The organism is Microbacterium sp., assembly GCF_048259935.1.
In the GTDB taxonomy this organism is placed as follows: Bacteria; Actinomycetota; Actinomycetes; order Actinomycetales; family Microbacteriaceae; genus Microbacterium.
Map to the genome: position 1 here is coordinate 221,080 of NZ_JBLXHF010000002.1, position 25,015 is coordinate 246,094.

Sequence of the window (25,015 nt, forward strand, 5' to 3'; positions counted from 1 at the left end):
GTTTCGGCGTGGTTTTGCTGGTTCGTGGATGTGGTCAGAGGGCGGTGACGGCGGCGGCCTCGATGGCGAGGCCGCCGCGGTAGCGGTCGAGGAAGGTCGTGAAGCCGGCAACGTCAGCGGGATCGGGATCGACTGTGGCGAGGGATGCCGCGGCGAACACCTGATCCTCGAGATAGCCGCCGAGGTCACTCTCTGCGGAATGAGCGAGGTACGAGGCCAGGACGGCGATCCCCCATGCTCCGCCCTCTGCGGCGAGTTCGCCGACGGCGACGGGCGCGTTGAGCGCTCCGGCGAGGAAGCGCTGTGCGACGCCAGCGGTGCGGAACATGCCACCGTGCGCGAACATCCGGTCGATCTGCACGCCCTCGCCCTCAAGCACCTGCATGCCGAGGGCGAGCGTGCCGAACACGCCGTACAGCTGAGCGCGCATCGCATTGGCGAGAGTGAACGAGCTGTCCGGGGTGCGCACGAACAGCGGCCGCCCCTCGGTGAGGCCTGCGATCGGCTCTCCGGCGAGGTGGTTGTAAGCGAGGAGCCCCCCGGCATCCGCGTCGCCTGCGAGCGCCTCCCGGAAGAGCACGTCGAACACAGCGTCGTCGTCGAGCGGGTTGCCCGCTGCGGCGGCGAAGCGCGCGAACATCCCGGCCCAGGCGGCCAGTTCGCTCGCACCGTTGTTGCAGTGCACCATCGCGACCGCGTCACCGGCGGGAGTGGTGACGAGGTCGAGCTCGTGGTGGCTGCTGCTGAGCGGCCCCTCGAGCACGACCATCGCGAAGATGCTGGTGCCCGCGCTCACGTTTCCGGTGCGCGGCGCCACCGAGTTCGTCGCGACCATGCCTGTTCCGGCGTCGCCTTCCGGCGGGCACAGCGGGATGCCGCGGCGCACCGCGCCACTCGGATCCAGCAGGGCCGCACCCTCAGCGGTCAAGTTCCCGGCGACGGTACCGGCCGGAAGGACGGCGGGGAGGAGGTTCTTCAGCGGTGCGGGAAGCCGGTCACCGATCAGAGCGTCGTAGGCGTCGACCATCCGCTGGTCGTAGTCGCCGGTGGCGGAGTCGATCGGGAACACGCCAGAAGCATCTCCCACGCCCAGCACTCGTTCTCCGGTGAGCTTCCAGTGCACGTATCCGGCCAGCGTCGTGACGAAGTCGACCTGGGGAACGTGCATCTCGGCGTCGATGGCGGCCTGGTGAATGTGCGCGATCGACCAGCGCAGCGGGATGTTCATGCCGAACAGCTCAGAGAGCTCTTCCGCAGCTCGTCCCGTGCTGGTGTTGCGCCAGGTGCGGAAGGGCACGAGCAGATCGCCTGCCGCATCGAAAGCGAGGTAACCGTGCATCATCGCCGAGATGCCGATGGCGCCGAAGGTTTCGGGCCGGATGCCGTGGCGCTCTTCGGCGTCGGCGACGAGATCGGCGAATGCCGTCTGCAGTCCGTGCCAGACCTCGTCGAGCGCATAGGTCCAGACGCCGTCCTCGAGGCTGTTCTCCCACGCGAACGAGCCGACGGCCAGCACCTCGGTGGCGTCAGGCCCGATCAGGCACGCTTTGATGCGGGTCGAGCCGAACTCGATTCCGAGGCTCGTTCGGCCCTCGGCGATGTCGTCGCGCCCGGTTCCTGCGTCATCGCGCCCGGTCCCTGCATCGTCGCGCCCGGTCCCTGAGTCATCGCGCCCGGTCCCTGAGCTCTGTCGAAGGGTCACCGGCGAGCATCCGAGCTCTGGCCGTACACGTTCTGATACCGGTCGTACAGGCTGTCGATCGCATCCTGCGGAATCGGGATCAGCGGGCCCGCCTCACGGGCGTAGTGCACGGTGCGCGCCACGTCTTCGACCATGACGGCCGCCTTCACGGCGTCCTTCGCGTTCGCGCCGATCGTGAAGGGTCCGTGGTTCTGCATGAGCACTGCGCGAGAGCGGTGTCCGGTGAGCGTATCGACGACGCCGCGGCCGATCGAGTCGTCGCCGATGATCGCGAAGGGGCCGATGGGAATCGGCCCGCCGAACTCGTCGGCCATCGCAGTGATGACGCAGGGGATCTCTTCGCCCCGTGCGGCCCAGGCGACCGCGAAGGTCGAGTGGGTGTGCACGACACCGCCGACCTCGGGCATGTTCCGGTAGACGTAAGCGTGGGCTGCGGTGTCGCTCGACGGGCTGCGATCACTGCCGGGGGTTCCAGGGATGATGTTGCCGTCCAGGTCGCAGAGGATCATGTTCTCGGGAGCCAGGTCGTCGTAGCTGACGCCGGACGGCTTGATGACGAACAGGTCCGCGCCGGCCACGCGCCCGGAGACGTTGCCACCGGTCCAGACGATGAGGTTGTACCGGACGAGTTCACCGTGCAGGTGTGCGACGTCTTCGCGCACTGCGTCGATTGCGTGCTGAACGTCTTCAGGGAAGGTCGTCATTGAGGTCCTCTCGCGACTGTGACCGGTCACAGCAATTGTGTCAGGCGTTGCTCCCGCGCGCAATGCCGCGCCGGTGCCGCGGCGGACGGATAGACGCACGCTCGATGAGCACCGGCGCGACCGGTTCACGCGGCACGATGCCTTCGCCGGTGACCGCCGCGACAGCGCGGCGAGCGAGCTCCTCGAAATCCTGGCGCACTGTGGTCAGCGGCGGCCAGAAGAACGCGGCATCCGGGGTGTCATCGAAGCCCACGATGCTGACGTCTTCCGGCACCTGCACCCCCCGCTCCCGGAGGCCGCCGATGAGTCCGAGCGCCATCTGATCGTTGCTGACGAATACCGCGGTCGCACCGGATTCATCGATCGCGGCGGCGGCACGATGCCCGGACCCGGCCGTCCAGTCACCGCTGATGATCGCGACCGGATCCAGTCCGTGTGCGGTGAGCTCGGCGACGAAACCAGCGGTGCGCGCACTGGCCTCCATCCACTCCTCGGGTCCGGAGATATGGGCGATGTGCCGGTGCCCTGCGCCCACGAGCGCGCTGACCGCCAGCCGTGCACCGTCGACCTGATCGACGGACAGCCCGCTCTCGCCTCGCCCTCCCGCGTGCAGCACGGCTACGGGCACCCCCACGTCGATCCCGTCGAGGACGTCGAGTGCGTGCGCGTGCGGGGCGAATACGATGAGCCCGTCCACCGCCTGGGCCTGCAGATGCGCGACGGCCGAGCGCACCGAGTTCGCGTCGCCGGAGTCGGCGAACGCTGCGGATACCCAGTAACCGGCCGAGCGCGCGGATGCCTCGATCGCGGCGATACTGCGGGACGGTCCGTACTGCAGGGCATCGGATGCCACCACACCGATCGTCCGCGTGCGCCTGGTGCCGAGCGCGCGTGCCGCGTTGTTCATGCGGTAGCCGAGGTCGGACATCGCCGCGAGTACCCGCTCGCGGGTCTCCGGCGCGACCTCCGGATGCTCGTTGAGCACGCGGGAGACCGTCTGCCTCGAGACTCCGGCGACCGCGGCGACGTCGCGCACGCCGACGGTGCGCCGCGGGTCGCTGATCATGTCGCTCACGCCGACGAGTGTATGCCGAACGAGCCGCTCCGCCCGCGTCCGTGCCACTCTGGTGACATGCGCATCGCTCTCACCGGATCATCGGGCAAGCTCGGAACTGTCGTCGCGAGGGAACTCCGTGCGGGCGGCCACGGGGTCATCGGCATGGACCTCGCCGGCGTGCGCGGGCCCGGGTTCGTCCAGGTGGATCTGACCGATTACGGCCAGGTCGTGGATGCTTTCACCGCGGTCGGCGACCAGCACGACGGCGTCGACGCGGTCGTGCATCTCGGCGCGATCCCCGCGCCCGGCATCCGCAGCGACGTCGCCACGTTCCACAACAACATGCCGGCCACGTTCAACGTCTTCTGGGCAGCGGTGCGCCTCGGCATCCGGCGCATCGTCTACGCGTCGAGCGAGACGGTGCTGGGGCTCCCGTTCGACGTCCTGCCGCCCTACATTCCGGTCGACGAGGAATACCCGGCCCGCCCCGAATCGGTCTATTCGCTCGTGAAGACGCTCGAGGAGCACCTGGCGACCGAGCTCGTACGCTGGCATCCAGATCTTTCGATCACCGCGCTGCGCTTCTCCAACGTCATGAACCCCGAGGACTATGCGGCCTTCCCCTCCTTCGATGACGACGCCCTGCAGCGCAAGTGGAACCTCTGGGGCTACATCGACGCACGCGACGGCGCCCAAGCTGTACAGCGCGCACTCGAGAGCGCCGCACCGGGGTTCGACCAGTTCATCATCGCGGCCGCCGATACCGTGATGTCGCGGCCGAACGCCGAGCTGATCGCCGAGGTCTTCCCCGACGTTCCACTCATGCGCGAGGTAGGCCCGAACGAGACGCTGCTGTCGATCGCGAAGGCGCGACGGATCCTCGGTTTCGACCCGCAGCACTCCTGGCGCGACCACGTGTGACGGGCCCGATCCGCGCGAGGACTTGTATATCTCCGATCGGCCCCGGACTACTCACGCTTGCGGGTGACCGCACGCTGCAACAGGACGAAGATCAGCAGGATGCCACCGGTGATGATCGTCGTCATCTCGGGGGGAATCTTGCCATCGCGTGTGATGAGCACATTCATAAGGCCGAGCACAAGGGCGCCGACGACCGAGCCGAGCACGTACCCGTACGCACCGGTCAGCACAGTGCCGCCGATCACCGCGGCAGCGATCGCGTCGAGCTCCCAACCGATGCCGGTGATGTTCTGTGCTGTGCCCAGGCGCGAGGTGTAGAGCACTGCTGCGATGCCGGCGAGGGTTCCGCTGATGACATAGACGAGGACCTTCGTGCGCTGCACGGACAGACCCATCAATGCGGCAGAGTTCTCTGAGCCGCCGATCGCGTACACGGTGCGACCGGTGCGGGTGCGGTGAAGCACGAAGAACGCACCGAGTACAACGAGGATCGTGATGATGACTGCCGGAGTGATCACGAGATCATTGACCTTGGGACCGTCGACGACCTTGATCTGCGAACCGATCCAGCGCAACGGCGAATCCTCGCCGAGCCGCTCAGGAACCGTGCTCAGCAATGAAGCAAGTCCGCGACCCAGGAACATCATCGCCAGGGTCGCGATGAATGGCTGCACGTTGAAGTAGCGGATCAGAATGCCGGAGACGAGGCCGAACAAGGAGCCGGAGCCGATCATGACGATCAACACGGCGATCGGATGCCAACCGGCGTTGGAGAGCATCACGCCCGCCACCGATGAGAAGGCGATGATCGATCCGACGGACAGATCGATGCCTCCGGTGATGATCACGAACGTCAACGCCACAGCGAGAATGATGAGGTGCGTGTTGTTGATCAGCAGGTTCGACAGCGTGTTGGCCTGCACGATCCGGCCGTACGCGATCTCGCCGTAGATGACCATGGCGACGAGGATGAGGACGGCGGCCACGGTGGGCAGCGCAGACGGGTTCGTCGAGACCAGCCGACGGACGCGGGACGGGATGCCGATGCCGATGCCGGCATCCTTACGGGTCGGTGCTGCAGTCAGGGCGCTCATGCCATCGCCTCCTCTTTCGATGCTTCGACTTTCATTTCTGACGGATTCTTCGACTTGCGGCGGCGGAAGAGCCATCCGCGCACGCGGTCGGACTGCAGCAGGCACAGCACGACGATCACGATCGCCTTGAAGGCGGGAGTCGCCGATGACGAGATGCCCAAGAAGACGACGGTCTTATCGAGAGTGGCGATCAGCAGCGCACCGACGAAGGCTCCACTCAGGGAGAACTTGCCACCCGCCAGCGAGGCGCCGCCGATGACAACGGCGAGGATGGCGTCCAGTTCGAGCTGGTACCCGGTGCGGGAGATATCCACCGTCATCACGGTGCCGACAGACAGGATGCCTGCGACGCCTGCGAGCACACCGCTGAGGATGTACGTCGTCAGCAGGAGCCCGCGCGGCTTGATGCCTGCCATCCTGCTGGCCTTCGGATTGATGCCGATCGCCTCGATCATGAGGCCCAACGCGCTGCGGCGAACCACTGCGGCGACGATCAAGACGATGGCAACGGCGAAGAGGAACACCACGGGGACACCGATGATGTAACCATTCGCGATCCAGCGGAACGGTTCATTCGAGGCCGAGGTGTTCTGCCCCCCGGTGATCACCTTGGCGATACCGCGACCGGCGAGCATGAGCACCAGCGTGGCGATGAACGGCTGCAGACCGACGTAGGCGATCAGCACGCCGTTGACCGCGCCGAGGATGCCGGTCACCAGCAGGGTGAGGCCGACCGCGGCCAGTGCAACACCGAGCGAGCTCGAGTCGCCCATCGCCCTGATGAATTCCATGGATACCGCGCCGCCCACGACCATCAGCGAGCCGACAGAGAGGTCGATGCCAGCAGTGGCGATCACCAGCGCCATCCCCAACGCGATCATCATGATCGGCGCTGCCGCTTTCAGGATGTCGACGAGGTTGCCCACGAGATTGCCGTTGTTCGGGTTCACCGACAAGCCGAGATACGTCGGGTCCTTCAGCACGTTCAGCGCGAGCAGGGCGATGAGGGCGACGATCCCCCAGAACCAGGGTTTGTGGATGAGGTCTCGCCACCAGGTGGTGCGGACAGTTGCTGCGGCGCTCATCGCGTCTCCTCTTCTGCGGCGATGGTCTCGTCGGCGCGCGCGACGATCGCCGTGGGTCCGGCTTCGGGCTCTCCACCCGGAGCCTCATCGAGATTCTCTGCGGCGACTTCCACACCATGCGCGGCGATGATGTCCACCACCGACTGCGCGGTGACATCCGGGCCGTTCAGGATCTCGCCGATCTTCTGGTGATCCTTGAGCACGACGATGCGCTCGGAAAGGCGCACGACCTCCTCCAGCTCCGACGAGATGAAGACCACGGACATGCCCTCTTCGGCCAGCTGCGCGACGGTTTCCTGAATGTCTGCTTTGGCGCCGACGTCGATGCCGCGAGTGGGCTCGTCGAGGATCAGCAGCTCAGGCTTTGTGGCGAGCCACCTGCCGAGTAGCACCTTCTGCTGGTTTCCACCAGAGAGGTTCTTGATCGGACGATCCGGGTCGGCAGGACGCACGTTGAGTTCGGTGATGTATTTGTCGACGATCGCATCCTGCTCCCTCTTCGGGATCGGCCGCGCCCAACCGCGCTCGGCCTGCAGGGCGAGGATAATATTCTCCCGCACAGAGAGATCGGCGATGATGCCCTCGTCGCGGCGATTCTCCGTGGAGAAGGCGACGCGCTTGGCTAGCGCGTCCGAGGGTGACTTGATGTCGCTCTTGCGCCCGTTGAGCGCGATGGTGCCGGAGTCCGCACGATCCGCGCCGTACAGCAGTCGCGCGAGTTCTGTGCGTCCGGAGCCCAGAAGACCGGCGAAGCCGACCACCTCTCCGCGATGGATTTCGAGATCTGTCGGCTGCACGGACCCGCGACGTCCGAGGCCCTGGGCGGAGACGACCAGTTCCTCATCGGCCTCACGGGCTGCGATGCGTCGGTTCCCCCCGAGCGCGGAGAGCGCGTCGAGGTCTTTGCCGATCATCTTCGAGATCAGCGCGTGGCGATCGAGCTCACGGGTAAGATACTCGCCGACGTACTGGCCGTTGCGCAGCACCGTCAGTCGGTCGCTGATTTCGTAGATCTGATCGAGGAAGTGCGAGACGAAGAGAATGGCCACGCCCTGGTCACGGAGCTTGCGCATCACGCGGAACAGACCTTCGACCTCCGCGGCGTCGAGACTCGACGTCGGCTCGTCGAGAATGAGCACCTTCGCCTTGATGGCCATGGCGCGACTGATGGCGACGAGCTGCTGGAGTGCGATCGACAGGCTCGACAAGGGCTTGTGCGTGTCGAGGTGGTCGAGACCGAGCTGAGCGAGGGCCTCGGTGGCTGCCTTGTGCGTTGCTCGCCAGTTGATGCCGACCGGGCCGCGCACCTCATGGCCGAGCATGACGTTCTCTCCGATGGAGAGGTTGGTGACCAGGTTCACTTCCTGGTAAACGGTCGAGATTCCGGACGCTTGAGCGTCACCCGTTCCCTTGAAGCTGCGTTCCTGTCCCGCGACCAGGATGGACCCCGAGTCGATGCCGTAGACGCCCGTGAGAGCTTTGATGAGGGTCGACTTGCCGGCGCCGTTCTCACCCATCAGAGCATGCACCTCGCCCTGGAAGAGACGGAAATCGACTCCGTCGAGCGCCTTCACACCGGGGAACTCGATAGAGATCCCCCGCATTTGGACTATGGGCAGTTCTTCGTTCATGGCTGTCTTTCGGTATCAGGAAAGAGGTGCCTCGGGTGGCGCAGTGCTTCTGCGCCGCCCGAGGCGTTGTCGGAGTTGCAGCTCCGACGTCGATCATCTGGGACTGATCAGTACTTGCGGTCGGCCAGAACGGCCTGCGCCGCCTCGGCCGAGTCGAACGCCTCGCTCGGAACGATGATGTACGAGTCGACCTTGTCGCCAGCCAACGCCTTCTCGACGACCTCGATCGCCGTTTCGCCGAACAACGGGTTGTACTCGTGCACGAAGCTGAGCTGCCCGTCAGCAAGCGCCTGGATGGCGTTCTTGGTGCCGTCGATCGTTGCGATCTTGACGTCGGTGCCGACGGTGAGGCCAGCCTCTTCGACCGCCTGAGCAGCGCCGAGACCCATCTCGTCGTTCTGAGCGAAGATGAACTGGATGTCGTTGTTGTTCGACTTGAGCAGCGTCTCGGTGACGCTCTTGCCCTCTTCAGTCGACCAGTTCGCCGTCTGCGAGGCGACGTTGACCAGCGACGAGTCGCCCAGTCCCTCTTCGAAGCCGGTGTTGCGCTCGTTCACGACGCCGACGCCGGCCGGGCCCTCGAGGACGATGTAGTTGCCACCGTCGGGGAACTCCGCCGCCGCCCACTCGCCGACGGCCTTCGCGACCTCGACGTTGTCCGGAGCGATGCGAGTGACGTACAGGCTCGTGTCTTCGGGCTCGATGCCGCGGTCCAGCAGCACGACGGGGATCTCTGCCTCCTGCGCACGCTTGAGCGAGTCCTCCCAGCCGGACGCCTCGGTCGCCGAGAGCAGGATCACATCGACGCCCTCGTCGACGAAGGACGTGAAGCTGTCGATCTGCGACTTCTGGTCGAGGTTCGCGGCGGGTGCGTACTTCAGCTCGAAACCGGCGTCCTCCGTGAAGGTATCCTGGATGTTCTGCTCGTTGGCCTGACGCCAGCCGCCCTCGGGGCCGACTGCAACGAAACCGACTGTGACCAGGTCGTCACTGCTGCTTCCGCCGGCATCACCGGAATCGCTGGAATCGTCGTTAGAGCAGCCGGCCAACCCGAATGCGAGCGCGCCGACGGCTACCAGACCGAACGCGGTGCGAATGCGCTTCTTAGCGGACATGTTCTCCTCCTTGAGATACCGGGACGGACCCGGACGGACCGTGGCCGGTCCTTCGTTCGTGTGATTGCAGGAAGTACGTCGTGTACGTCCTCGCAGCGATGTTACCGGGAACAATACGTGAAACACAACCAGGCCATATGGACCCGGGACGAACGTGACGCTTCCGTCACCTCAGGCGATCACCCGCCCCCGTCCGAATCATGAGCGGCGATCATCTCGACGACGGTGTCTACCGTCACCGCCGGACCGTTGCTGAGCTCGCCGATCTTCTCGCGGTCCTTCAGAACGATGATTCGATCGCTGAGCCGTACCACTTCCTGGAGCTCGGATGAGATGAACACGACAGCGACACCCGTGGCAGCGAGTTCGCTGACTCTGCGCTGGATATCGATCTTGGCGGCGATGTCCATACCGCGCGTGGGTTCGTCGAGAATGAGGACCCGTGGCCGCACGGCGAGCGCGCGTGCCAGGAGCACTTTCTGCTGCGTGCCTCCGGAAAGCATCTTGACCGGACGATCGAGATCGGCAGGATCGAGCCGAAGGGATTCGACGAAAGTCTCTACGAGATCCGACATCTCCAGCGATGACAGCGGCCGCCACCACCCTCGCAGCGCCTGGAGCGACACGATGATGTTCTCCCGAGCGGTGAGTTCGTCGATGACACCCTGGGTGCGTCGATCTTCGCTGGACATCGCAATACGGTGCCGTAGAGCGACGGAGGGGTTGCGCAGGTCGACCTTCTCGCCGTCGACCCAGATTTCGCCGGTGTCCGCACGTACGGCCCCGCTCATCAGCGACGCGAGCTCTGTGCGGCCGGAGCCGCGCAGACCGGCGAAGCCGACGACCTCCCCGGGTTGGACGTCGATATCGGTCGGCCCCAGCTCGCCGTGACGCCCGAGATTCGCGGTGCGGATCGCCGGCATCCCGTCCCAGGCGTAATGGTGAGCCTTTCGATCCGAACTCAGTGCCCGAAGGCTCTCGATGTCTTTTCCGAGCATCTGGGAGATGAGATCCGCGCGCTCCAGGTCGCGGGTGGCATGCTCGCCCACCATCCGACCACCTCGCAGAACCGTCATGCGATCGCTGATCGTGAACGCCTGCTCGAGGAAGTGCGAGACGAACAGAATCGCCACACCGCGCTCGCGGAGCCCTCTGATGACGCGCATGAGCATGGCGACCTCGGCCTGATCGAGGCTCGACGTGGGCTCATCCAGCACGAGCACGCGCGGATCGTCCACGACCGCACGTGCGAGCGCCACCAGCTGCTTCTGCGCGGGCGAGAGCACCGATAGCGGTGTCTTCGGATCGAGGCCCTCAAGACCGAGCGTGGCGAGCGCGGCTGCGGCGTCCGCTCTGGTGCGACGCCAGTTGATACCGAGCCTGCCTCGACGTTCACGGCCCAGCATGACGTTCTCGGCCACGCTGAGGTTGGGACTGAGCTGCGTCTCCTGGAAGACGGTGGCGATCCCGGCAGCGCGTGCATTCGCGACCCCCGAGAACCGACGACTCTCTCCGTCCACCGTCACCGTGCCGGCCACCGGCACGCATGTGCCCGTGAGGACCGCGATGAGCGTCGACTTGCCTGCGCCGTTCTCACCCATGAGGGCGTGCACCTCTCCGGGCATCAGGCGCAAATCCACGCCGTCGAGGGCACGCACCCCGGCGAAGTCGACCGTGATGCCCTCCAGCTGCACGATGGGCTGCGTCTCGGGCATCAGCGCATCTCCCGTGGGCGTGCACTGGATGCTCGAGGCACGAATTCGGTCGGGATTCGTGTCAGGGTCGGGATCTCCCGCTCCTCGATGGCGGCGCGCAGCATCTCGACCACTGCACTGCCGAGGGAGGTGAAGTCCTGGCGGACAGTCGTCAACGGCGGGAGGAAATGTCGCGCCAGGGGCACGTCGTCGAAACCGACGACGCTCAGGTCACGGGGGACTTCGAACCCCTTGTCGTGCAACCCGTGGATGAAACCGATCGCCATGTCGTCGTTGGCGACGAAGACGGCGGTGTAGTCGGGCAGTCGACTCAACCCCATTGCGAAGTCATAGGCGAAATCAGCAGTCCAGTCGCCGACCACGATGGGGCGCTCACGGATCCCCCATGATTTCGCTCTGGAATGGAACGCCCGCTCCCTGGCGCGCGCGTCGAGCCAGTCGAGCGGACCGGAGATGTGGAGGATGTCTCGGTGCCCCAGCGCGACGAGGTGATCGACGACGAGGGTGGTACCTGCGTGCTGGTCGATCGAGACAGTGAGGAACGTAGGATCGGCGTCTGCTTTGACGACGAGGATCGGCACACTGATGGATATCCGACGCAGCGCAGCCACCGATGACGAACGCGGGGCGATCACGCACAGCGCATCAACCCCTTGGGTGATGAGACTCTCCACAGCATCCTGGGGTGAGAGCTGGTCTCCCTCGTTCAACGCAATCGGTGTCACGGAATAGTCGGCTGCGCGTGCGGCGAACTCGACGGCGCGCAGGATGCTGTTGGGCCCGAAGGCGACGGGGCTCTCGACGATGACGCCGAGGCGGCGCGAACGCTGCGTCGCCAGCGCTCGTGCGACGAGGTTCGGTCGATAGTCGAGTTCTTCGATGGCCTCGAGCACTCGGCGCCGAGTATCGGGCTTGATGTTCGGGTGATCGTTCAGGACGCGCGACACCGTCATGTGCGAGACGCCGGCGATCGACGCGACCTGGCGAATGTTGGGTTTGTCAGAGCTGACGTTGGCCATGCGTACCTCCGTCGGCCCGGCTTAGTGATGTTACCGAGCACAGCTGAAAGTCCGCAATGCGGCGCGCTACGCCAGCGGACGGAAGAGTCGGCCCGCCCGCTCCTCTGCATGAACAGGAATGCGGGCGGGCCGAGTCGAGTCTCAGCTAGTGCCGAGAAGCAGACCGCTCATCGATCACTCGATGTCCGCTGCCGTGTGTGCGCGTCGCCGACGAGCGACCCACAGGACTGATCCCAGTGCCATCAAAAGCGCCGCAAGCAGCCCAGCGCTCATCGCCACCTGCGAATCGCCACCCGTGGTCGCCAACGAGCCACCACCAGCATCTGTCGAACCCGCAGACCCGGAACCGCTCGTGGAATCCCCACCGTCACCACCGGCGCCGCCGTCTGACCCCGCGGCAGTGACGGCGAGAGGAAGACGAATCAGGTCCACCCCATCCGCACGAAGCACGATCTCATGCGCACCCGGCTCGAGATCAGCCGGGATCACCACTGCCACCTCGAAGCGACCGTCAGTGACCTCTGCCGTGGCCAGAGCACGGTACGTGCTCTCGATACCGATCTCGACCTCCGCAGCAACCACACCCGCTGCAGTGACCGTCACCGACTCACCAGCAGGCACCTCCGTGCGTGACAGCTGCGCCGTCAACACGTCGACCGGCCCCTGGTCTTCCACGGCAGTGAACGCCCAGTTGTCGACCTCGACGAGATCCTGCGTAGCCTCAGCACCCTCAGGCCCTGCGAACACGAAGAACAGATCGTGCACGCCGTTGGCACCGGAGACATCCGCCTGAACGTCCGTCCACTGGCCGATTTCACCGTCGGCGGCGATCTCGGCGACGACGTCACCGTCGACATTGTCCAAGCGCACCTGGATGCTGCCGCCCTTCACGAGCGGCTTCACCCGCGCCGTGACGGTCCTTGCGCCGGTGCCGAAGTCCACTCCGGAGATCCCGGCGAAGTCGCCGTCATCGACCGAAGAGAGGACCATGTTTCCCCCGCCGTTGTGCTCGGGGAACTCGACCGAAGCGGCATCCGTCTCTGTGACGCTGACACCCTTCTGCCATGCGAGGGTCTCTGCTTCGAACGTGCGGTACGGGTTGAAGTCCTCGACCTGCTCGACCCCGGCGCGCGTACCCTCGATCGGTTTGATCGTCCCGTCGTCGTTGAACTCCATCTTGTCGATGTGCACCGAACGGTAACCCTGCGTCGCGCCAGGCGTTCCGAGAGCCGCAGCCCAGGCGGCGCCTCTCGTCTGCGCGTGGTACGTGAAGTAGGTCTCTCCCTTGTACGTGAACATGTCGGAGTGATTGTTGCCACCGTTGCCCGCCCCGAAGAACGTCGCCGGGTTCTCGAACGCCAGCCCGGCGTACTTCGACGCTGACAGATCCATCGGGTCCTCGGTCATCATGTATGCGATGCCGCCGCGCGACGGGTATTTGCCCGGTTCCTCGTTCACCTGGAAGTTCGAGGAGTAGGAGTAGTAGTACTTGCCGTCGCGCTTGAACATGCTCGATGCTTCGAACATGCCCGGCCCGTCGATCTCGACGGGGTCGCCGTCGAGGGTGTACATGTCCTCCTTGAGCTTCACGACGCGTGTGGATTTCGGGTTCTGCGGCCCCTGCTGGTCTGCGCCGGTCCCGATCGTCGAGTTGCCGCCGAAGTACAGATAACCCTGACCGTCATCATCGATGAACACCTCGGGATCGAACAGCCACATTCCTGCGGGGAACCCGCCGTCGGCGATGTAGTCGTTCGAGACGGTGTCGGGAATGATCTTCTTGCCCAGCGGATCCTCCCACGGTCCCAGCGGCGAGCCGCCTACGACGACTGCCGTACCGGTGCCGCTGTCGCAGAAGTACAGGTAGACCTTGCCGTCCTTCTCGATCGCCGCCGGCGCCCAAGAGTTGCGTGCCCAGGGAGCCGCGCCGCCTTCGCGAGCGATGGGAACCGTGCCGTGGTCGACCCAGTTGACCATGTCGCTCGTGGACATCACATTGAGACGAGTGATTCCCCCGTAGCCGTTCGACTGCGTGGGGAGGCCGTTGGCGTCCTTACTGTTCAGCTCGTACTGTTGTGTGTCATCGGTCGAGTAGATGTAGAGACGACCGTTGTAGGTGAGGTGATGCGGGTCTGCACCGAACTTGTGACCGACGAGCGGGTTGTGGTCGGTGACCGGCTTGGTCTGCACGTCCTCCAACGCGGTGAATTCCGGCGCGGCAGGTGCGTCGGCGATCTTCACGAGCGACATGTCGTCGACGGCGAAGTCCTGGAGCGCATTTGAACCCCACGGCGTCTCAACGAAGAGCCATGCGGCGCCGGCGTGGCGCTCCTCGGCCGTGAATTCTTTCGAGAAGGTGCCCCACTCGCCCTTGGCGAAGGAGTGTCCGTAATCGACGCATCCGTTGAAGTTCGACGGGCAGAACGTGAAGTTGAACTGCTGCGTGGCGCTGCCCTCGTCGTACTTCAGTTTCCCGGTCATGCGGTACGTCGCCCCGAGTTCGAGCTTTCCGGTGACGTCAGCGAACGGTCCGGACTGGGTGCTGTTCCGCTCGGTGACCAACAAGGAGTGGGCTCCGCTGGCTGCGTCATCACTGAGAGCAAGCGTGCCACCCATCTCTGCGGTCCAACCGTCCGTGCCCGCGGCGAAGCGGCCGTCAGGGAGCAGGTTGCCGGGGACGGCCGGCGGTTCGGTGGCAGCCGGTTCGCCCTCGCTGACGACCAGGTTCGCAGGGGCTGCGTATGCCGCATCGCTGACGCCGACCGCGGTGACGGACGTCGCAAGCAGCGCCGCGACGCCGAGAAGCGCCGCCGTCCGCGGCGCCGAGCGGCGCGCGTATCTGTTCTGTGTTCTCACTGGGTGGATTCCTTGCTCTCTCATGTTTGCGAGAAGTCTGCGGGCGCGCCAAGCAGCGACGCCAGTGCAGCGTCGCGAGCCCGCCGACCTCATGCGTGATGGGGACGAACTGACCGGGGCCGATTCCGCAGTCGATCACCGCGGAGACGGCTCGTGTCTCCTTGTGGGCTTGGGGTACGGCACATCGTCGAACACAGCGCGTGCGCGTGTGTTCAGTGAGCCTTAGAAAGGCGTGATCTTTCCGATGCGCCCAGAAAACGGGAAGCGCTAGACGGCGGGAACCGCCGAGAGTTTCGTGGGACCGACATCGATGGTGCTGCTCATTGCACTCTCCTCCTCGAGATGCGGGAAATCGCAGGGGCTACGGATGCGCCGCCGCCGGTTTCGAACTAGCGGCTTCCTGAATGTTACCGGTATCAAGGAGCGGTAAGCAAGAGATGAACCCTGCAACGCGGTTCGTCGTCTTTTACTCGACGGTCTACCGGTGCGCCGGTCAGAAGCCCAGTCGAGCGAGATACCCGTTGACCAGACGTCGCTCAGGGTCGAACTCGGCGCGCAGCGCCGCGAAGTCGTCGAACCGCGGGTACCGGCTGCGTACTTCGGCCCCGTCGAGGGTTGCGACCTTGCCCCAGTGCGGGCGCGCGGATGCAGGCAGTGCGGCTTCGAGCGTGGGGAGGAACGCGCGAATCGCGGCCTCATCGGGCTTCCAGGTGAAGTGCAGGGCGACAGCATCCACTCCATAGGCGGGGCTGAGCCACAGGTCATCGGCTGCCACCGTGCGCACCTCGTTGACGAGCAGCAGCGGCGCGATGCGGTCGGCGAGCGAGCGGATAGCGCTGATCGCCGCCAGAGCGTCAGTGCGCGGAACCAGGTACTCGCTCTGGATCTCGGCGCCGGCCGACGGGGTGAACTCGAGCCGGAAGTGCGGCAGGCGCTGGAACCATGGGCCCGCGACGCCGCGTTGGACGCTGGTCGCGACCGGATCGACACCGAGGATCGGATGCCGCTCACCATCGGATGCTGTCGCCTGGAGCCGCGCCGCGAGCGAGGCGCGCGCCTCGGCACGCTCGTCCGGCATCCGCTGCTTGATCCAGAGCAGGTCTGCGACGTCCGTGCGCTGCCACGTCGTGAAGATGCTCACGCTCGTTCCGGCGCTGGTGACCGCGTCGAAGTCTGCGAGGATCGCGTCCCACCGGGGCGCGTCGAACACGTGCTGCGCGACCTGGTAGGTGGGTTCGACATCGAGGGTGACGTCGAGCACGGCGCCCAGAGCGCCGAGCGAGACGACCGCACCGTCGAAGTCCGCGTCTCCGCGGGCGAGCCGGCGGATCTCACCGTCGACGGTGAGGATGGTGAGCCCGCGCACAGCGGACGCGAGCGACCCGATGCGGTCGCCCGATCCGTGCGTGCCCGTGGCCACAGCGCCCGCGACCGAGATGTGCGGCAGTGACGCGAGGTTCGCCAGCGCGAGTCCCTGCGCCTCGAGGTCGGGCGCGATGTCGCCGTAGCGCAGCGCACTCGAAACCCGCACGGCGTCTCGCGCTTCGTTCACCTCGATCTCGCGCGGCATCCGGTCCAGAGCGATGAGAACCCCGGCCGAATCGGCGATGTCATTGAAGCAGTGCCGCGTCCCGAGCAGGCGCACCAGCCCGTTCTCGGCGAGCAGCTCGCGCAGCTCATCGACCGATGTCGGATGCGCGACCTCGGCCGCGGTGTAGGTCAGGTTGCCCGCCCAGTTCTTCTGCATGTTCTTATCCTGCCGCGTTTCGCACAACCATGATCCGGATCATCCCAGCGAAATGGCCGTCCACGAGACCGGAGGAAGTACGATCGTGAGCTCTCCGTTCTCGAGCGACGCGGTGTCGTTCGTGCGAGGTGCGACCCGCTCGCGGTCATCGAGGGTGTTCTTCGCGTAGATGTCGGCATCGGTCAGCGTATGCGTCTCGAGCACCGAGACGTCTCCGAGCCCGGCGACGTCGATCGTGACCGTGATCTGATCGGTCGTGCTGCGGTTCACGAGGAACACTGCCGAGCGCCCGGCCTCGGCATCGTGGGTCGCCACGGCATCGACCAGGGGAACCTCGCCGAAGCGCGCGGTCTCGTACGTCGGGGAGTCGAGCTTGAGCTCGAGCGACTCGCCCTGCGCCAGGCGCGAGGTGATCGAGAAGGGGAAGAACGTGGTCTGCCGCCAGGCCGGACCGCCCGGCTCGGTCATGATCGGAGCGATCACGTTCACGAGCTGAGCCAGCGAAGCACTGGTGACCCGATCGGCATGCTTGAGCAGCGAGATCATCAGGCCGCCGAAGACGACGGCGTCCAGCACCGAGTAGCTGTCCTCAAGGATGCGCGGCGCCACCGGCCAGTTGTCGATTCCGGTGATCTTGTCGACGCCGTGGTAACGGTCGATGTACCAGACGTTCCACTCGTCGAACGAGATGTCGATCCGCTTCGCGCTGCCGCGGACGGCGCCGACGTGGTCTGCCGTCGCGACGACCGATTCGATGAAGCGATCCATATCGACGCCCGAGGCGAGGAAGGAATCAATGTCGCCATCCTTCTCCTCGTAGTAGGCGTGACAGGAGATGTAGTCGACATCGTCGTAAGTGTGACCGAGCACCACGCGCTCCCACTCACCGAAGGTCGGCATGGCGGCGCTGGAGGAACCACACGCCACAAGCGTGATGTCCGGGTCGATCTGACGCATCCCCTTGGCCGTCTGAGAAGCGATCTTGCCGTAGTCATCCGCCGAACGGTGACCCAGTTGCCATGGCCCGTCCATCTCGTTGCCGAGGCACCACATCTCCACGGCGAAGGGCTTGTCGCGTCCGTTGGCACGGCGACGCTCGCTGAGCTCCGTGCCGCCGGGGACGTTCGTGTACTCGAGAAGATCGAGTGCCTCCATCGTGCCCCGGGTGCCGAGGTTCACCGCGAGCATGAGGTCGCTGCCCACCTTCTCGAGCCACGACGAGAACTCATGCAGTCCGACCTCGTTCGTCTCGGTCGAGTGCCAGGCGAGGTCCAGGCGGCGCGGACGCTGCTCGCGCGGCCCGACCGAGTCCTCCCAGCGGAAGCCCGAGACGAAGTTCCCGCCCGGGTAGCGGATGGTGGAGACGCCGAGCTCGCGGACGAGTTCGATCACGTCCTGACGGAAACCCTCAGCATCCGCCGTCTCGTGGCCGGGTTCGTAGATGCCGTCGTAGACGTGCCGACCGAGGTGCTCGACGAAGCCGCCGAACAGCCTGCGGCGGATGCTCCCGATAGCGAAGTGCGGGTCGATGGTCAGGCGGGCTTCGGGCATGGTGGGTTCCTCTTCTGTTCCGAGATCTGTTCCGAGATCGTGGGGCGTGCTGTTGCTGCTGCGGGTGTTCATGCGACCTCGGTGCGCAGGACGGGCTCGACGACTTCGCGTTCTGCTCCGGTGATGGCCAGGGTCTGCGAGCGCGCGAGCGCGCCGACCGACAGCCCGACCGAAAGCACGATCTCGCCCGGCTCGACGATGCGCCGACGAGACAGTCCCGTGAACGAGAAGCGGTCGGCGTGCAGGGTGAACGAGACTCGGACGCTCTCACCGGCGTCGAGCGCGATCCGAGAGTATCCGACGAGCTGCTGCACCGGCCGGGTGACCTGCGCGACGGGGTCGGCGCTGTACAGCTGCACGACCGTCTCCCCCGCCCGCTCGCCCGTGTTCGCCACCGTCGCTGTCGCCGTGACGGTGCCGTCCGTGGCGATCTCGACGCGGTCGAGTGCGAGGTCCTGGATCTCGAATGTCGTGTACGACAGGCCGTGACCGAATGGGAAGGCCGGAGCGATCGACAGATTGCTGATCCGGTCGCCGTCTTGTCCAAGCGGGGGTGCGAGATAGGTGTGCGGCAGCGCTGCGCCCGTGTGCGGCACCTGCACCGGAAGGTGACCGCTCGGGTTGACCTCGCCCACCAGGATGCGCGCGAGGGCACCGGCACCTTCGACCCCGGGCATGAAAGCCTGCAGCACCGCGACCGCACGCCCGACGAAGCGCCCCAGCGCGTAAGGGCGACCGGAGAGAACCAGCAGCACGACCGGCGTGCCGGTCGCCAATACCGCCTCGACGAGATCCTGCTGATCACCGGGAAGATCCAGCGATGGAGCATCCGACCCTTCGCCCGACGTGCCCTTGCCGAACATGCCGGCGTGGTCGCCGACGACGACGATCGCGACATCCGCTCCCCTGGCGGCTTCCGCGGCACGCGCGAGCTCCTCGGCAGTGCCGGGATCCTGCAGCGGACAGCCGCGCTCGACAACGACATCCGCTGCGGGGAAGGACTCGCGCAGTGCGACGGGAAGCGAGCGCGCCTGGAGCCCGAGCCCGAGTTCCGGATGCCGCGGCAGCACGTGCACCGGGTAGGAATAGGCCCCCATCATCGCGCTCGGGTCATCTGCACAGGGCCCGATGACAGCGATGCGCGAGGTCTCGCGCGAGAGCGGGAGGATGCCTGCGGAATTGTCGAGCAGAATGACAGCCTTCTCTGCCATCCGTCGCGCGATGTCGCGGTTGGCCGCACTGTCGAGATCGTAGTCGGCGGGCTCTGACGGTTCCCACCCCTCATCGAGCAGCCCGAGTTCGATCTTCTGCCTGAGCACCCGCCGCAGAGCCGTGTCGATGTCGGCGGCAGTGCGATCAGCATCCGGATCGTTCTCCTCCAGCGCGAGGAATGCCGAGATGTCGGGCAACTCGACGTCGAGACCGGCGTGCAGGGCGAGGCGGCCGGCCTCTGCCATCGTTGCGGCGACTCCGTGCTTGGACTTCAGGAAGGCGACGGCCCAGTAGTCCGATACGACAGTGCCGGTGAAGCCCCACTCGCCGCGGAGCAGATCCGTGAGCAGCCAGCGGTCCGCCGCCGCCGGGACCCGATCGGTCTCGGTGTAAGAGTTCATCACGCTGCGCACCCCGGCGACGCGCACCGCCATCTCGAAGGGCGCAAGCACGAGATCACGCAGCTCCCGCTCCCCCATCGCGACCGGCGCGTGATTGCGTCCGCCTCGCGAGCTCGCGTGCCCGGCGAAGTGCTTCAGCGTCGCGATCACGCCGGAACCCTGCAGCCCCTCGACGTACGCGGAGGCGAGGGTGCCGACCACATAGGGATCCTCCCCCATCGTCTCCTCCACCCGCCCCCAGCGGTAGTCGGTCACCACATCGAGCACCGGGGACAGCCCCTGATGCACACCAACGGCCGACATATCGCGGCCGATCGCGCGCGCCATCTCGCCGACCAGTTCCGGGTCGAAGGTCGCACCCCACGCGAGCGCGGTCGGATAGACCGTGGCACCGAGCGTGGTGAAGCCGGTCAGGCACTCTTCGTGCACGATGGCCGGGATCCCGATGCGCGTGGTGTCGAGCAGATGACGCTGCGCCTCCCTGATGCGCGCCATGCCATCACGGGCGTCGGCGGGTGCGGTGCCGAAGACGCGGGTGAGCTGACCGATGCCGTGGCGCACGACATGCTCGAAAGGCGCCCGCCCCTCGGAGAACACGTCCTGCATCGGTGCGATGATCTCGCCCGACGTGCGCTTGTCCGCCCAGTAGCCGCCCAGCTGAGCGATCTTCTCCTCGTCAGTCAGCGCAGCGACGAGCGCATCAAGCCGCTCGTCGACGCTTACCCGAGGATCCCGCCAGCTCTCGACTGCCATGCCTGCACCTTCCAAAATACAACGTTGTAAATTCTTTCTCCGGAGTATAGCCTTCTGAACCGAGGACGAAGAAAGTCCCCCAGGCACAGTTCGAGGAAGAATCTGCCATGACCCAGACAAACCGCTTCAAGAAGCTGCTCTAAAGTCAGCGGCTCGCTCCGTATCTGTTCATCCTGCCGTTCCTGCTGACGCTGCTCGTCTTCTGGCTGATCCCCGTCGGACGCTCCGTCATCATGAGCTTCCAAGAGGTTCTGTACGGACAGGCGACCTTCATCGGCACCGCGAACTACGAGCGACTCTGGCGTGATCCCGTCTTCTGGCAGGCGATGTTCAACAGCATCCGCTACATGCTCCTCACCCTGCTGATCCTCATCCCGATCCCGATGGCGCTCGCAGCGATCATCAACTCGAAGATCGGCAGCACCCGGGTCAAGAACTTCTTCAAGTCGTCGCTGTTCGTGCCGGCGCTGACCTCAGTGGTGGTCGCCGGCATCGTCTTCCGACTGATGTTCGCCGAGACCGATTCGGGTCTGATGAACCAGGTCGTCGAGTTCCTCGGCTTCGGCCCGGTGCGCTGGCTCCGAGAGGACCTGACCGGACTCTTCGCACTGCTGCTGCTCGCCCTCTGGCGCTGGGCCGGCGTGAACACCATGTACTTTCTCGCCGGAATGCAGGCGATCCCCTCTGACTACTACGAGGCCGCATCGATCGACGGCGCAAGCAAGATCCAGCAGTTCTTCAACGTGACTCTGCCGGGGATCAAGCCCACGATCGTCTACGTCACCACCATCAGCGTCTACGGCGGCCTGGCGATGTTCCTGGAGAGCTTCATGCTCTACGCCGGCAACAACTCCCCCAACAACCAGGGTCTGACGATCGTCGGCTACCTCTACCGGAAGGGCATCCAGGACAACGATCTCGGATTCGCCTCCGCAGTCGGCGTCGTGCTGCTGGTCCTGGTCCTGGCGATCAACCTCACCCAGCTCACCGCCACGGGAACGTTCAAGAAGGAGTCGACGCGATGACGCACAATACGGTGGCGCCCCCTCGCGCATCGAGCGTCGACAAGACGCAGCCCCGCATGAGCCGCAGAACTATCCGGCTGATCCAAGGGGCCTTCCTGCTCCTGATCGCGCTGATCACCTTGGTGCCTGTGCTCGCGATCTTCGTCGGTACGTTCCAGGACGGCAATGATGTCATCCGCAACGGCATCTCGTTCTCGATCGACTTCTCCGAGCTGAGCTTCGACAACTACGTCATGCTGTTCACCGATTCGGGCATGTACTTCCAGTGGTTCTGGAACAGCCTGGCGGTGACGGTCATCCAGGTGCTGGGAACGCTGCTTGTGAGTTCGTTCGTCGCCTATGGCTTTGCGATGTACGAATTCCGCGGCAAGAGCCTCGGCTTCATCCTCGTGATCATCCTCATGACGATCCCGTTCGAAATGCTCATGCTGCCGCTCTACGTGCAGGTCAACGACATCGGCGCCGCCGATCAGTACTGGGTCGTCGTCCTGCCGTTCCTCGCACAGGCGGTGACGATCTTCTTCTTCCGCCAGTACTTCCTCAGCGTGCCGAAGGAGATCCTCGAGGCGGGCCGGGTGGATGGCGTTTCAGAGTTCGGCATCTTCTTCCGCCTCGTCGTGCCGATCGCCAAGCCGGCCTTCGCCGCGATGGCGATCCTCAACGGCATGACGATCTGGAACAACTTCCTCTGGCCGCTGCTGGTGCTGCGCTCGCCCGAGAAGTTCCTGCTCCCGATCGGTCTGAACACTCTGCTCACCCCGCATGGGAACAACTATGAGCTGCTGATCATCGGCTCGTTCTTCTCGCTCATCCCGATCCTGATCCTCTTCCTCGCTTTCCAGCGGTTCTTCGTCAGCGGTATGACCGCCGGCGCAGTGAAGGGCTGATCGCTCGCACACACGTACCCCCTTATCCGCAATACCCAACACACAGTCAGGAGCAACACCATGCGAATCCGAAGGATGCTGACCACAACGATCGTGGCAGGACTGGCACTCGGCGCTTTGGCGGGCTGCACGAGCAGCGGCCAGGATGACGGCGGCGGCGAAGGCGCCGACGGCGTCACCACACTCGACATGTGGGTGTTCGCCGAGCTCCACGGCCAGGTCTACGAAGAGATGGCCGAGAAGTGGAACGAGGAGAACCCCGACAAGCAGATCGATCTCAACCTCTCGGTCTACCCGTACCAGGACATGCACGACAAGCTCCTGCTCGCCGTGAACTCGGGTCAGGGACTGCCCGACCTCGCTGACATCGAAGTCGGCAAGTTCGGCAACTTCGTCAAGGGCAGCAACCCGCCGCTCGCCGACCTGACCGAGGCAGCCGAGCCCTACATCGACGACATCGTCCAGGCCCGTCTCGACCTGTACAGCCGCGACGGCAAGATCTACGGCTACCCCACCCACGTCGGGGCCTTCGTCGCGTTCTACAACACTGAACTGCTCGATGGCGCAGGCATCGACTACACGACGATCAAGACCTGGGATGACTTCGCTGCTGCGGGCACAATGTACAACGATGCAACTGACAAGGCCTTCAGCGTCGCGAGCACCGGCGTCTTCTTCACCGAGCCTCTGGCGATCGCTCAGAACGGCGGAGAGCTCTTCGATGACGACGGCCTCGGCTCACCGGCTCTGAACAGTCCCGAGGTCGTGGAGACCATGGAGATGTTCCAGGACATGAAGGATGCGGGCGCGCTCTCGACGATCCCCGGCGGCAGCCCCGACAGCGAAGAGGCGTTCGGAGCCATCAACAACGGTGACTACGCGGCCATCGTCTACCCTGCGTGGTACACCTCGCGCTTCGTGGACTACATGCCCGACCTGAGCGGCAAGATCGCGATCGCCCCCGCACCGCAGATCGAGGGTTCCGACATCCTCACGATCGGTGGAGGCGGCACCGGCACGTCCGTGCTGGCCGCCAGTGAGCACAAGGACCTCGCCAGTGAGTTCCTCGCCTTCACGAAGCTGTCGCTCGAGGCCAATGTCGCGGTGTGGGAAGTCCTCGGCTTCGACCCCGTGAACATGTCGGTCTGGGAGGACGAAGCGATCACGCACAACCCGGACAACAAGTTCAACCAGTACTTCCAGACGAACCTGTTCGACGTGCTCAACTCGGTCAAGGACGGCATCGCGCACTTCCAGTCGTTCTCGAACCCGAACCTGCCGACCGTGGACAATCAGTTCCGCACGGTCACCCTCAACGAGATCTACGAGAGCGGCACTCCCGCCGCAGATGCTCTCGAGCAGGCACAGGACACTGTGCTGAACGAGCTCGGCGAGTAACTCTCCACGGCACGTCTGATGCGGGTCGACGACTGTTCGTCGACCCGCATCAGGCGCGGCTAGAGTGGTGGCTCGGAAGCAGCGATGCCCGGCGATTGGTGGACCGATGGATTCGACGATGCACGATGTCGCAAAGCTCGCCGGCGTCTCCATCAAAACGGTTTCCAACGTCATCAACGATCACCCGCACGTGCGGCCCCAGACCCGTGAGCGGGTGCAGGCGGCGATCGATGAGCTGCGTTACCGCCCGAACCTCTCCGCTCGGGGACTCCGTTCGGGGCGCACCGGAGTCATCGGTCTTGCGGTCCCTGCGCTCCGCGAGAACTACTTCGCCGAGCTCGCAGACGCCGTCATCCGCGCCGCTGATGCGCGCGGCCTCGGCGTGGTCGTCGAGCAGACCAGCGGCGATCGAGAGCGAGAGCTCCAAGTCATCACCGGCGGAAGACCCCGATTGGCCGACGGGATGCTGTTCAGCCCGTTCGCCCTCGGTCAGTCCGACGTGGACTCCCTCAATACTGATCTCCCCCTGGTCCTCCTCGGCGAGCGCATCTTCGGCGGACCTACCGATCACGTTGCGATGCACAACGTCTCTGCGGCCAGGGCTGCAACGGAGCACCTGCTCGACATCGGGCGCCGCCGGATTGCCGTCATCGGCGCTGAGGGGGAACACACCACCGACACGAGTTCAGCAACGCTGCGTCTGACGGGGTACCGACAGGCCTACGAGCGTGCTGAGCTCGCGATCGATTCACGCCTTATCCATACGACGGAGCACTGGACTCGAGACGCGGGCGCCGCCGCCATTCACGAGCTCCTCGCCGAGGGCGTTTCATTCGATGCGGTTTTCGCGTTCAACGACGCGCTGGGCCTCGGTGCGCTTCGCGCACTCAACGAGGCAGGACTCCGGGTCCCTGAGGACGTCGCCGTGATCGGCTTCGACAACATCGACGAGACGCGGTTCTCGATGCCTTCGATGTCGAGCGTGGATGCGGGGAGTGCGGAGATCGCGCTCACCGCGGTCGACTTGCTCGTCGAGCGCATCGAGGAGAAGGGCCAGCGTCGCCCGCCGCGCACGGTGAAGCCGGAGTTCCGCATCGTCAGACGCGAGTCGACCGGGTTCCCCGGGCCCGGGCGGTAGATCC

Annotated in this window: 18 protein-coding genes; 5 read left to right on the plus strand and 13 right to left on the minus strand. The window is 65.3% G+C overall.

Annotated features, from left to right (window positions below):
• Nucleotides 1-34 precede the first annotated feature (34 nt).
• From ACN0RC_RS03920 to ACN0RC_RS03930, 3 genes are all read right to left on the minus strand, one after another.
• A complete protein-coding gene (locus tag ACN0RC_RS03920; protein WP_417509630.1) occupies nt 35-1,600 on the minus strand; it encodes a xylulokinase in 1,566 nt (521 codons plus the stop codon).
• 98 nt (nt 1,601-1,698) lie between these two features.
• Nucleotides 1,699-2,406 carry an L-ribulose-5-phosphate 4-epimerase gene (locus ACN0RC_RS03925; RefSeq protein ID WP_417509013.1) on the minus strand — a complete coding sequence of 236 codons (708 nt, stop codon included), beginning with the start codon at nt 2,404-2,406 and terminating at the stop codon, nt 1,699-1,701.
• Between the two features lie 40 nt (nt 2,407-2,446).
• Complete coding sequence (locus tag ACN0RC_RS03930) at nt 2,447-3,472, minus strand: LacI family DNA-binding transcriptional regulator (RefSeq protein ID WP_417509632.1); 1,026 nt, start codon at nt 3,470-3,472, stop codon at nt 2,447-2,449.
• Nucleotides 3,473-3,538: 66 nt separating this feature from the next.
• On the opposite strand from ACN0RC_RS03930, the gene ACN0RC_RS03935 reads away from it, so the two are divergent.
• Nucleotides 3,539-4,384, plus strand: coding sequence for an NAD-dependent epimerase/dehydratase family protein (locus ACN0RC_RS03935; RefSeq protein WP_417509014.1), 846 nt, complete (start codon nt 3,539-3,541; stop codon nt 4,382-4,384).
• Nucleotides 4,385-4,431: 47 nt separating this feature from the next.
• Here the strand turns inward: ACN0RC_RS03935 and ACN0RC_RS03940 are convergent, their stop codons facing one another.
• The 10 genes from ACN0RC_RS03940 to ACN0RC_RS03985 form a co-directional block, all read right to left on the minus strand.
• Entirely contained in the window at nt 4,432-5,478 is a 1,047-nt protein-coding gene (locus ACN0RC_RS03940; protein ID WP_417509016.1) for an ABC transporter permease, read from the minus strand.
• Nucleotides 5,475-6,563: an ABC transporter permease gene (locus ACN0RC_RS03945; RefSeq protein WP_417509018.1), complete on the minus strand. Its 1,089-nt coding sequence runs from the start codon at nt 6,561-6,563 to the stop codon at nt 5,475-5,477. Before ACN0RC_RS03945 ends, ACN0RC_RS03940 begins: the two co-directional genes overlap by 4 nt.
• Complete coding sequence (locus tag ACN0RC_RS03950) at nt 6,560-8,194, minus strand: sugar ABC transporter ATP-binding protein (protein WP_417509020.1); 1,635 nt, start codon at nt 8,192-8,194, stop codon at nt 6,560-6,562. Before ACN0RC_RS03950 ends, ACN0RC_RS03945 begins: the two co-directional genes overlap by 4 nt.
• A gap of 107 nt (nt 8,195-8,301) precedes the next feature.
• Nucleotides 8,302-9,309: an ABC transporter substrate-binding protein gene (locus ACN0RC_RS03955; protein ID WP_417509022.1), complete on the minus strand. Its 1,008-nt coding sequence runs from the start codon at nt 9,307-9,309 to the stop codon at nt 8,302-8,304.
• A gap of 179 nt (nt 9,310-9,488) precedes the next feature.
• Entirely contained in the window at nt 9,489-11,024 is a 1,536-nt protein-coding gene (locus tag ACN0RC_RS03960) for a sugar ABC transporter ATP-binding protein (protein ID WP_417509024.1), read from the minus strand.
• Nucleotides 11,024-12,043, minus strand: a complete 1,020-nt coding sequence (locus tag ACN0RC_RS03965) for a LacI family DNA-binding transcriptional regulator (protein ID WP_417509025.1) — start codon at nt 12,041-12,043, stop codon at nt 11,024-11,026. Before ACN0RC_RS03965 ends, ACN0RC_RS03960 begins: the two co-directional genes overlap by 1 nt.
• A 174-nt stretch (nt 12,044-12,217) precedes the next feature.
• Nucleotides 12,218-14,899 (minus strand): family 43 glycosylhydrolase, encoded by a 2,682-nt coding sequence (locus ACN0RC_RS03970; RefSeq protein WP_417509027.1) that lies wholly within the window; start codon nt 14,897-14,899, stop codon nt 12,218-12,220.
• A gap of 493 nt (nt 14,900-15,392) precedes the next feature.
• A complete protein-coding gene (locus ACN0RC_RS03975; RefSeq protein WP_417509029.1) occupies nt 15,393-16,646 on the minus strand; it encodes a D-arabinono-1,4-lactone oxidase in 1,254 nt (417 codons plus the stop codon).
• Nucleotides 16,647-16,685: 39 nt separating this feature from the next.
• Nucleotides 16,686-18,197 (minus strand): alpha-N-arabinofuranosidase, encoded by a 1,512-nt coding sequence (locus ACN0RC_RS03980; protein WP_417509634.1) that lies wholly within the window; start codon nt 18,195-18,197, stop codon nt 16,686-16,688.
• 68 nt (nt 18,198-18,265) lie between these two features.
• Nucleotides 18,266-20,563, minus strand: a complete 2,298-nt coding sequence (locus tag ACN0RC_RS03985) for a glycoside hydrolase family 3 N-terminal domain-containing protein (protein WP_417509031.1) — start codon at nt 20,561-20,563, stop codon at nt 18,266-18,268.
• Nucleotides 20,564-20,796: 233 nt separating this feature from the next.
• Between ACN0RC_RS03985 and ACN0RC_RS03990 the strand changes: the two genes are divergently transcribed.
• The 4 genes from ACN0RC_RS03990 (at nt 20,797) to ACN0RC_RS04005 (ending at nt 25,011) form a co-directional block, all read left to right on the plus strand.
• Complete coding sequence (locus ACN0RC_RS03990; protein WP_417509033.1) at nt 20,797-21,588, plus strand: carbohydrate ABC transporter permease; 792 nt, start codon at nt 20,797-20,799, stop codon at nt 21,586-21,588.
• A 56-nt stretch (nt 21,589-21,644) separates the two neighbouring features.
• Nucleotides 21,645-22,475, plus strand: coding sequence for a carbohydrate ABC transporter permease (locus tag ACN0RC_RS03995; RefSeq protein ID WP_417509035.1), 831 nt, complete (start codon nt 21,645-21,647; stop codon nt 22,473-22,475).
• Between the two features lie 75 nt (nt 22,476-22,550).
• Entirely contained in the window at nt 22,551-23,873 is a 1,323-nt protein-coding gene (locus ACN0RC_RS04000; RefSeq protein ID WP_417509037.1) for an extracellular solute-binding protein, read from the plus strand.
• Between the two features lie 106 nt (nt 23,874-23,979).
• A complete protein-coding gene (locus tag ACN0RC_RS04005) occupies nt 23,980-25,011 on the plus strand; it encodes a LacI family DNA-binding transcriptional regulator (protein ID WP_417509038.1) in 1,032 nt (343 codons plus the stop codon).
• The last annotated feature ends 4 nt before the right edge of the window (nt 25,012-25,015 follow it).

What these genes read in the sequence shown, in the direction of transcription:
- ACN0RC_RS03925 (WP_417509013.1), bottom strand. Translation starts at nt 2,406, where the DNA reads ATGACGACCTTCCCTGAAGACGTTCAGCACGCAATCGACGCAGTGCGC.
- ACN0RC_RS03930 (WP_417509632.1), bottom strand. Translation starts at nt 3,472, where the DNA reads ATGATCAGCGACCCGCGGCGCACCGTCGGCGTGCGCGACGTCGCCGCG.
- ACN0RC_RS03935 (WP_417509014.1), top strand. Translation starts at nt 3,539, where the DNA reads ATGCGCATCGCTCTCACCGGATCATCGGGCAAGCTCGGAACTGTCGTC.
- ACN0RC_RS03940 (WP_417509016.1), bottom strand. Translation starts at nt 5,478, where the DNA reads ATGAGCGCCCTGACTGCAGCACCGACCCGTAAGGATGCCGGCATCGGC.
- ACN0RC_RS03945 (WP_417509018.1), bottom strand. Translation starts at nt 6,563, where the DNA reads ATGAGCGCCGCAGCAACTGTCCGCACCACCTGGTGGCGAGACCTCATC.
- ACN0RC_RS03950 (WP_417509020.1), bottom strand. Translation starts at nt 8,194, where the DNA reads ATGAACGAAGAACTGCCCATAGTCCAAATGCGGGGGATCTCTATCGAG.
- ACN0RC_RS03955 (WP_417509022.1), bottom strand. Translation starts at nt 9,309, where the DNA reads ATGTCCGCTAAGAAGCGCATTCGCACCGCGTTCGGTCTGGTAGCCGTC.
- ACN0RC_RS03960 (WP_417509024.1), bottom strand. Translation starts at nt 11,024, where the DNA reads ATGCCCGAGACGCAGCCCATCGTGCAGCTGGAGGGCATCACGGTCGAC.
- ACN0RC_RS03965 (WP_417509025.1), bottom strand. Translation starts at nt 12,043, where the DNA reads ATGGCCAACGTCAGCTCTGACAAACCCAACATTCGCCAGGTCGCGTCG.
- ACN0RC_RS03975 (WP_417509029.1), bottom strand. Translation starts at nt 16,646, where the DNA reads ATGCAGAAGAACTGGGCGGGCAACCTGACCTACACCGCGGCCGAGGTC.
- ACN0RC_RS03980 (WP_417509634.1), bottom strand. Translation starts at nt 18,197, where the DNA reads ATGCCCGAAGCCCGCCTGACCATCGACCCGCACTTCGCTATCGGGAGC.
- ACN0RC_RS03985 (WP_417509031.1), bottom strand. Translation starts at nt 20,563, where the DNA reads ATGGCAGTCGAGAGCTGGCGGGATCCTCGGGTAAGCGTCGACGAGCGG.
- ACN0RC_RS03990 (WP_417509033.1), top strand. Translation starts at nt 20,797, where the DNA reads ATGAGCTTCCAAGAGGTTCTGTACGGACAGGCGACCTTCATCGGCACC.
- ACN0RC_RS03995 (WP_417509035.1), top strand. Translation starts at nt 21,645, where the DNA reads ATGAGCCGCAGAACTATCCGGCTGATCCAAGGGGCCTTCCTGCTCCTG.
- ACN0RC_RS04000 (WP_417509037.1), top strand. Translation starts at nt 22,551, where the DNA reads ATGCTGACCACAACGATCGTGGCAGGACTGGCACTCGGCGCTTTGGCG.
- ACN0RC_RS04005 (WP_417509038.1), top strand. Translation starts at nt 23,980, where the DNA reads ATGGATTCGACGATGCACGATGTCGCAAAGCTCGCCGGCGTCTCCATC.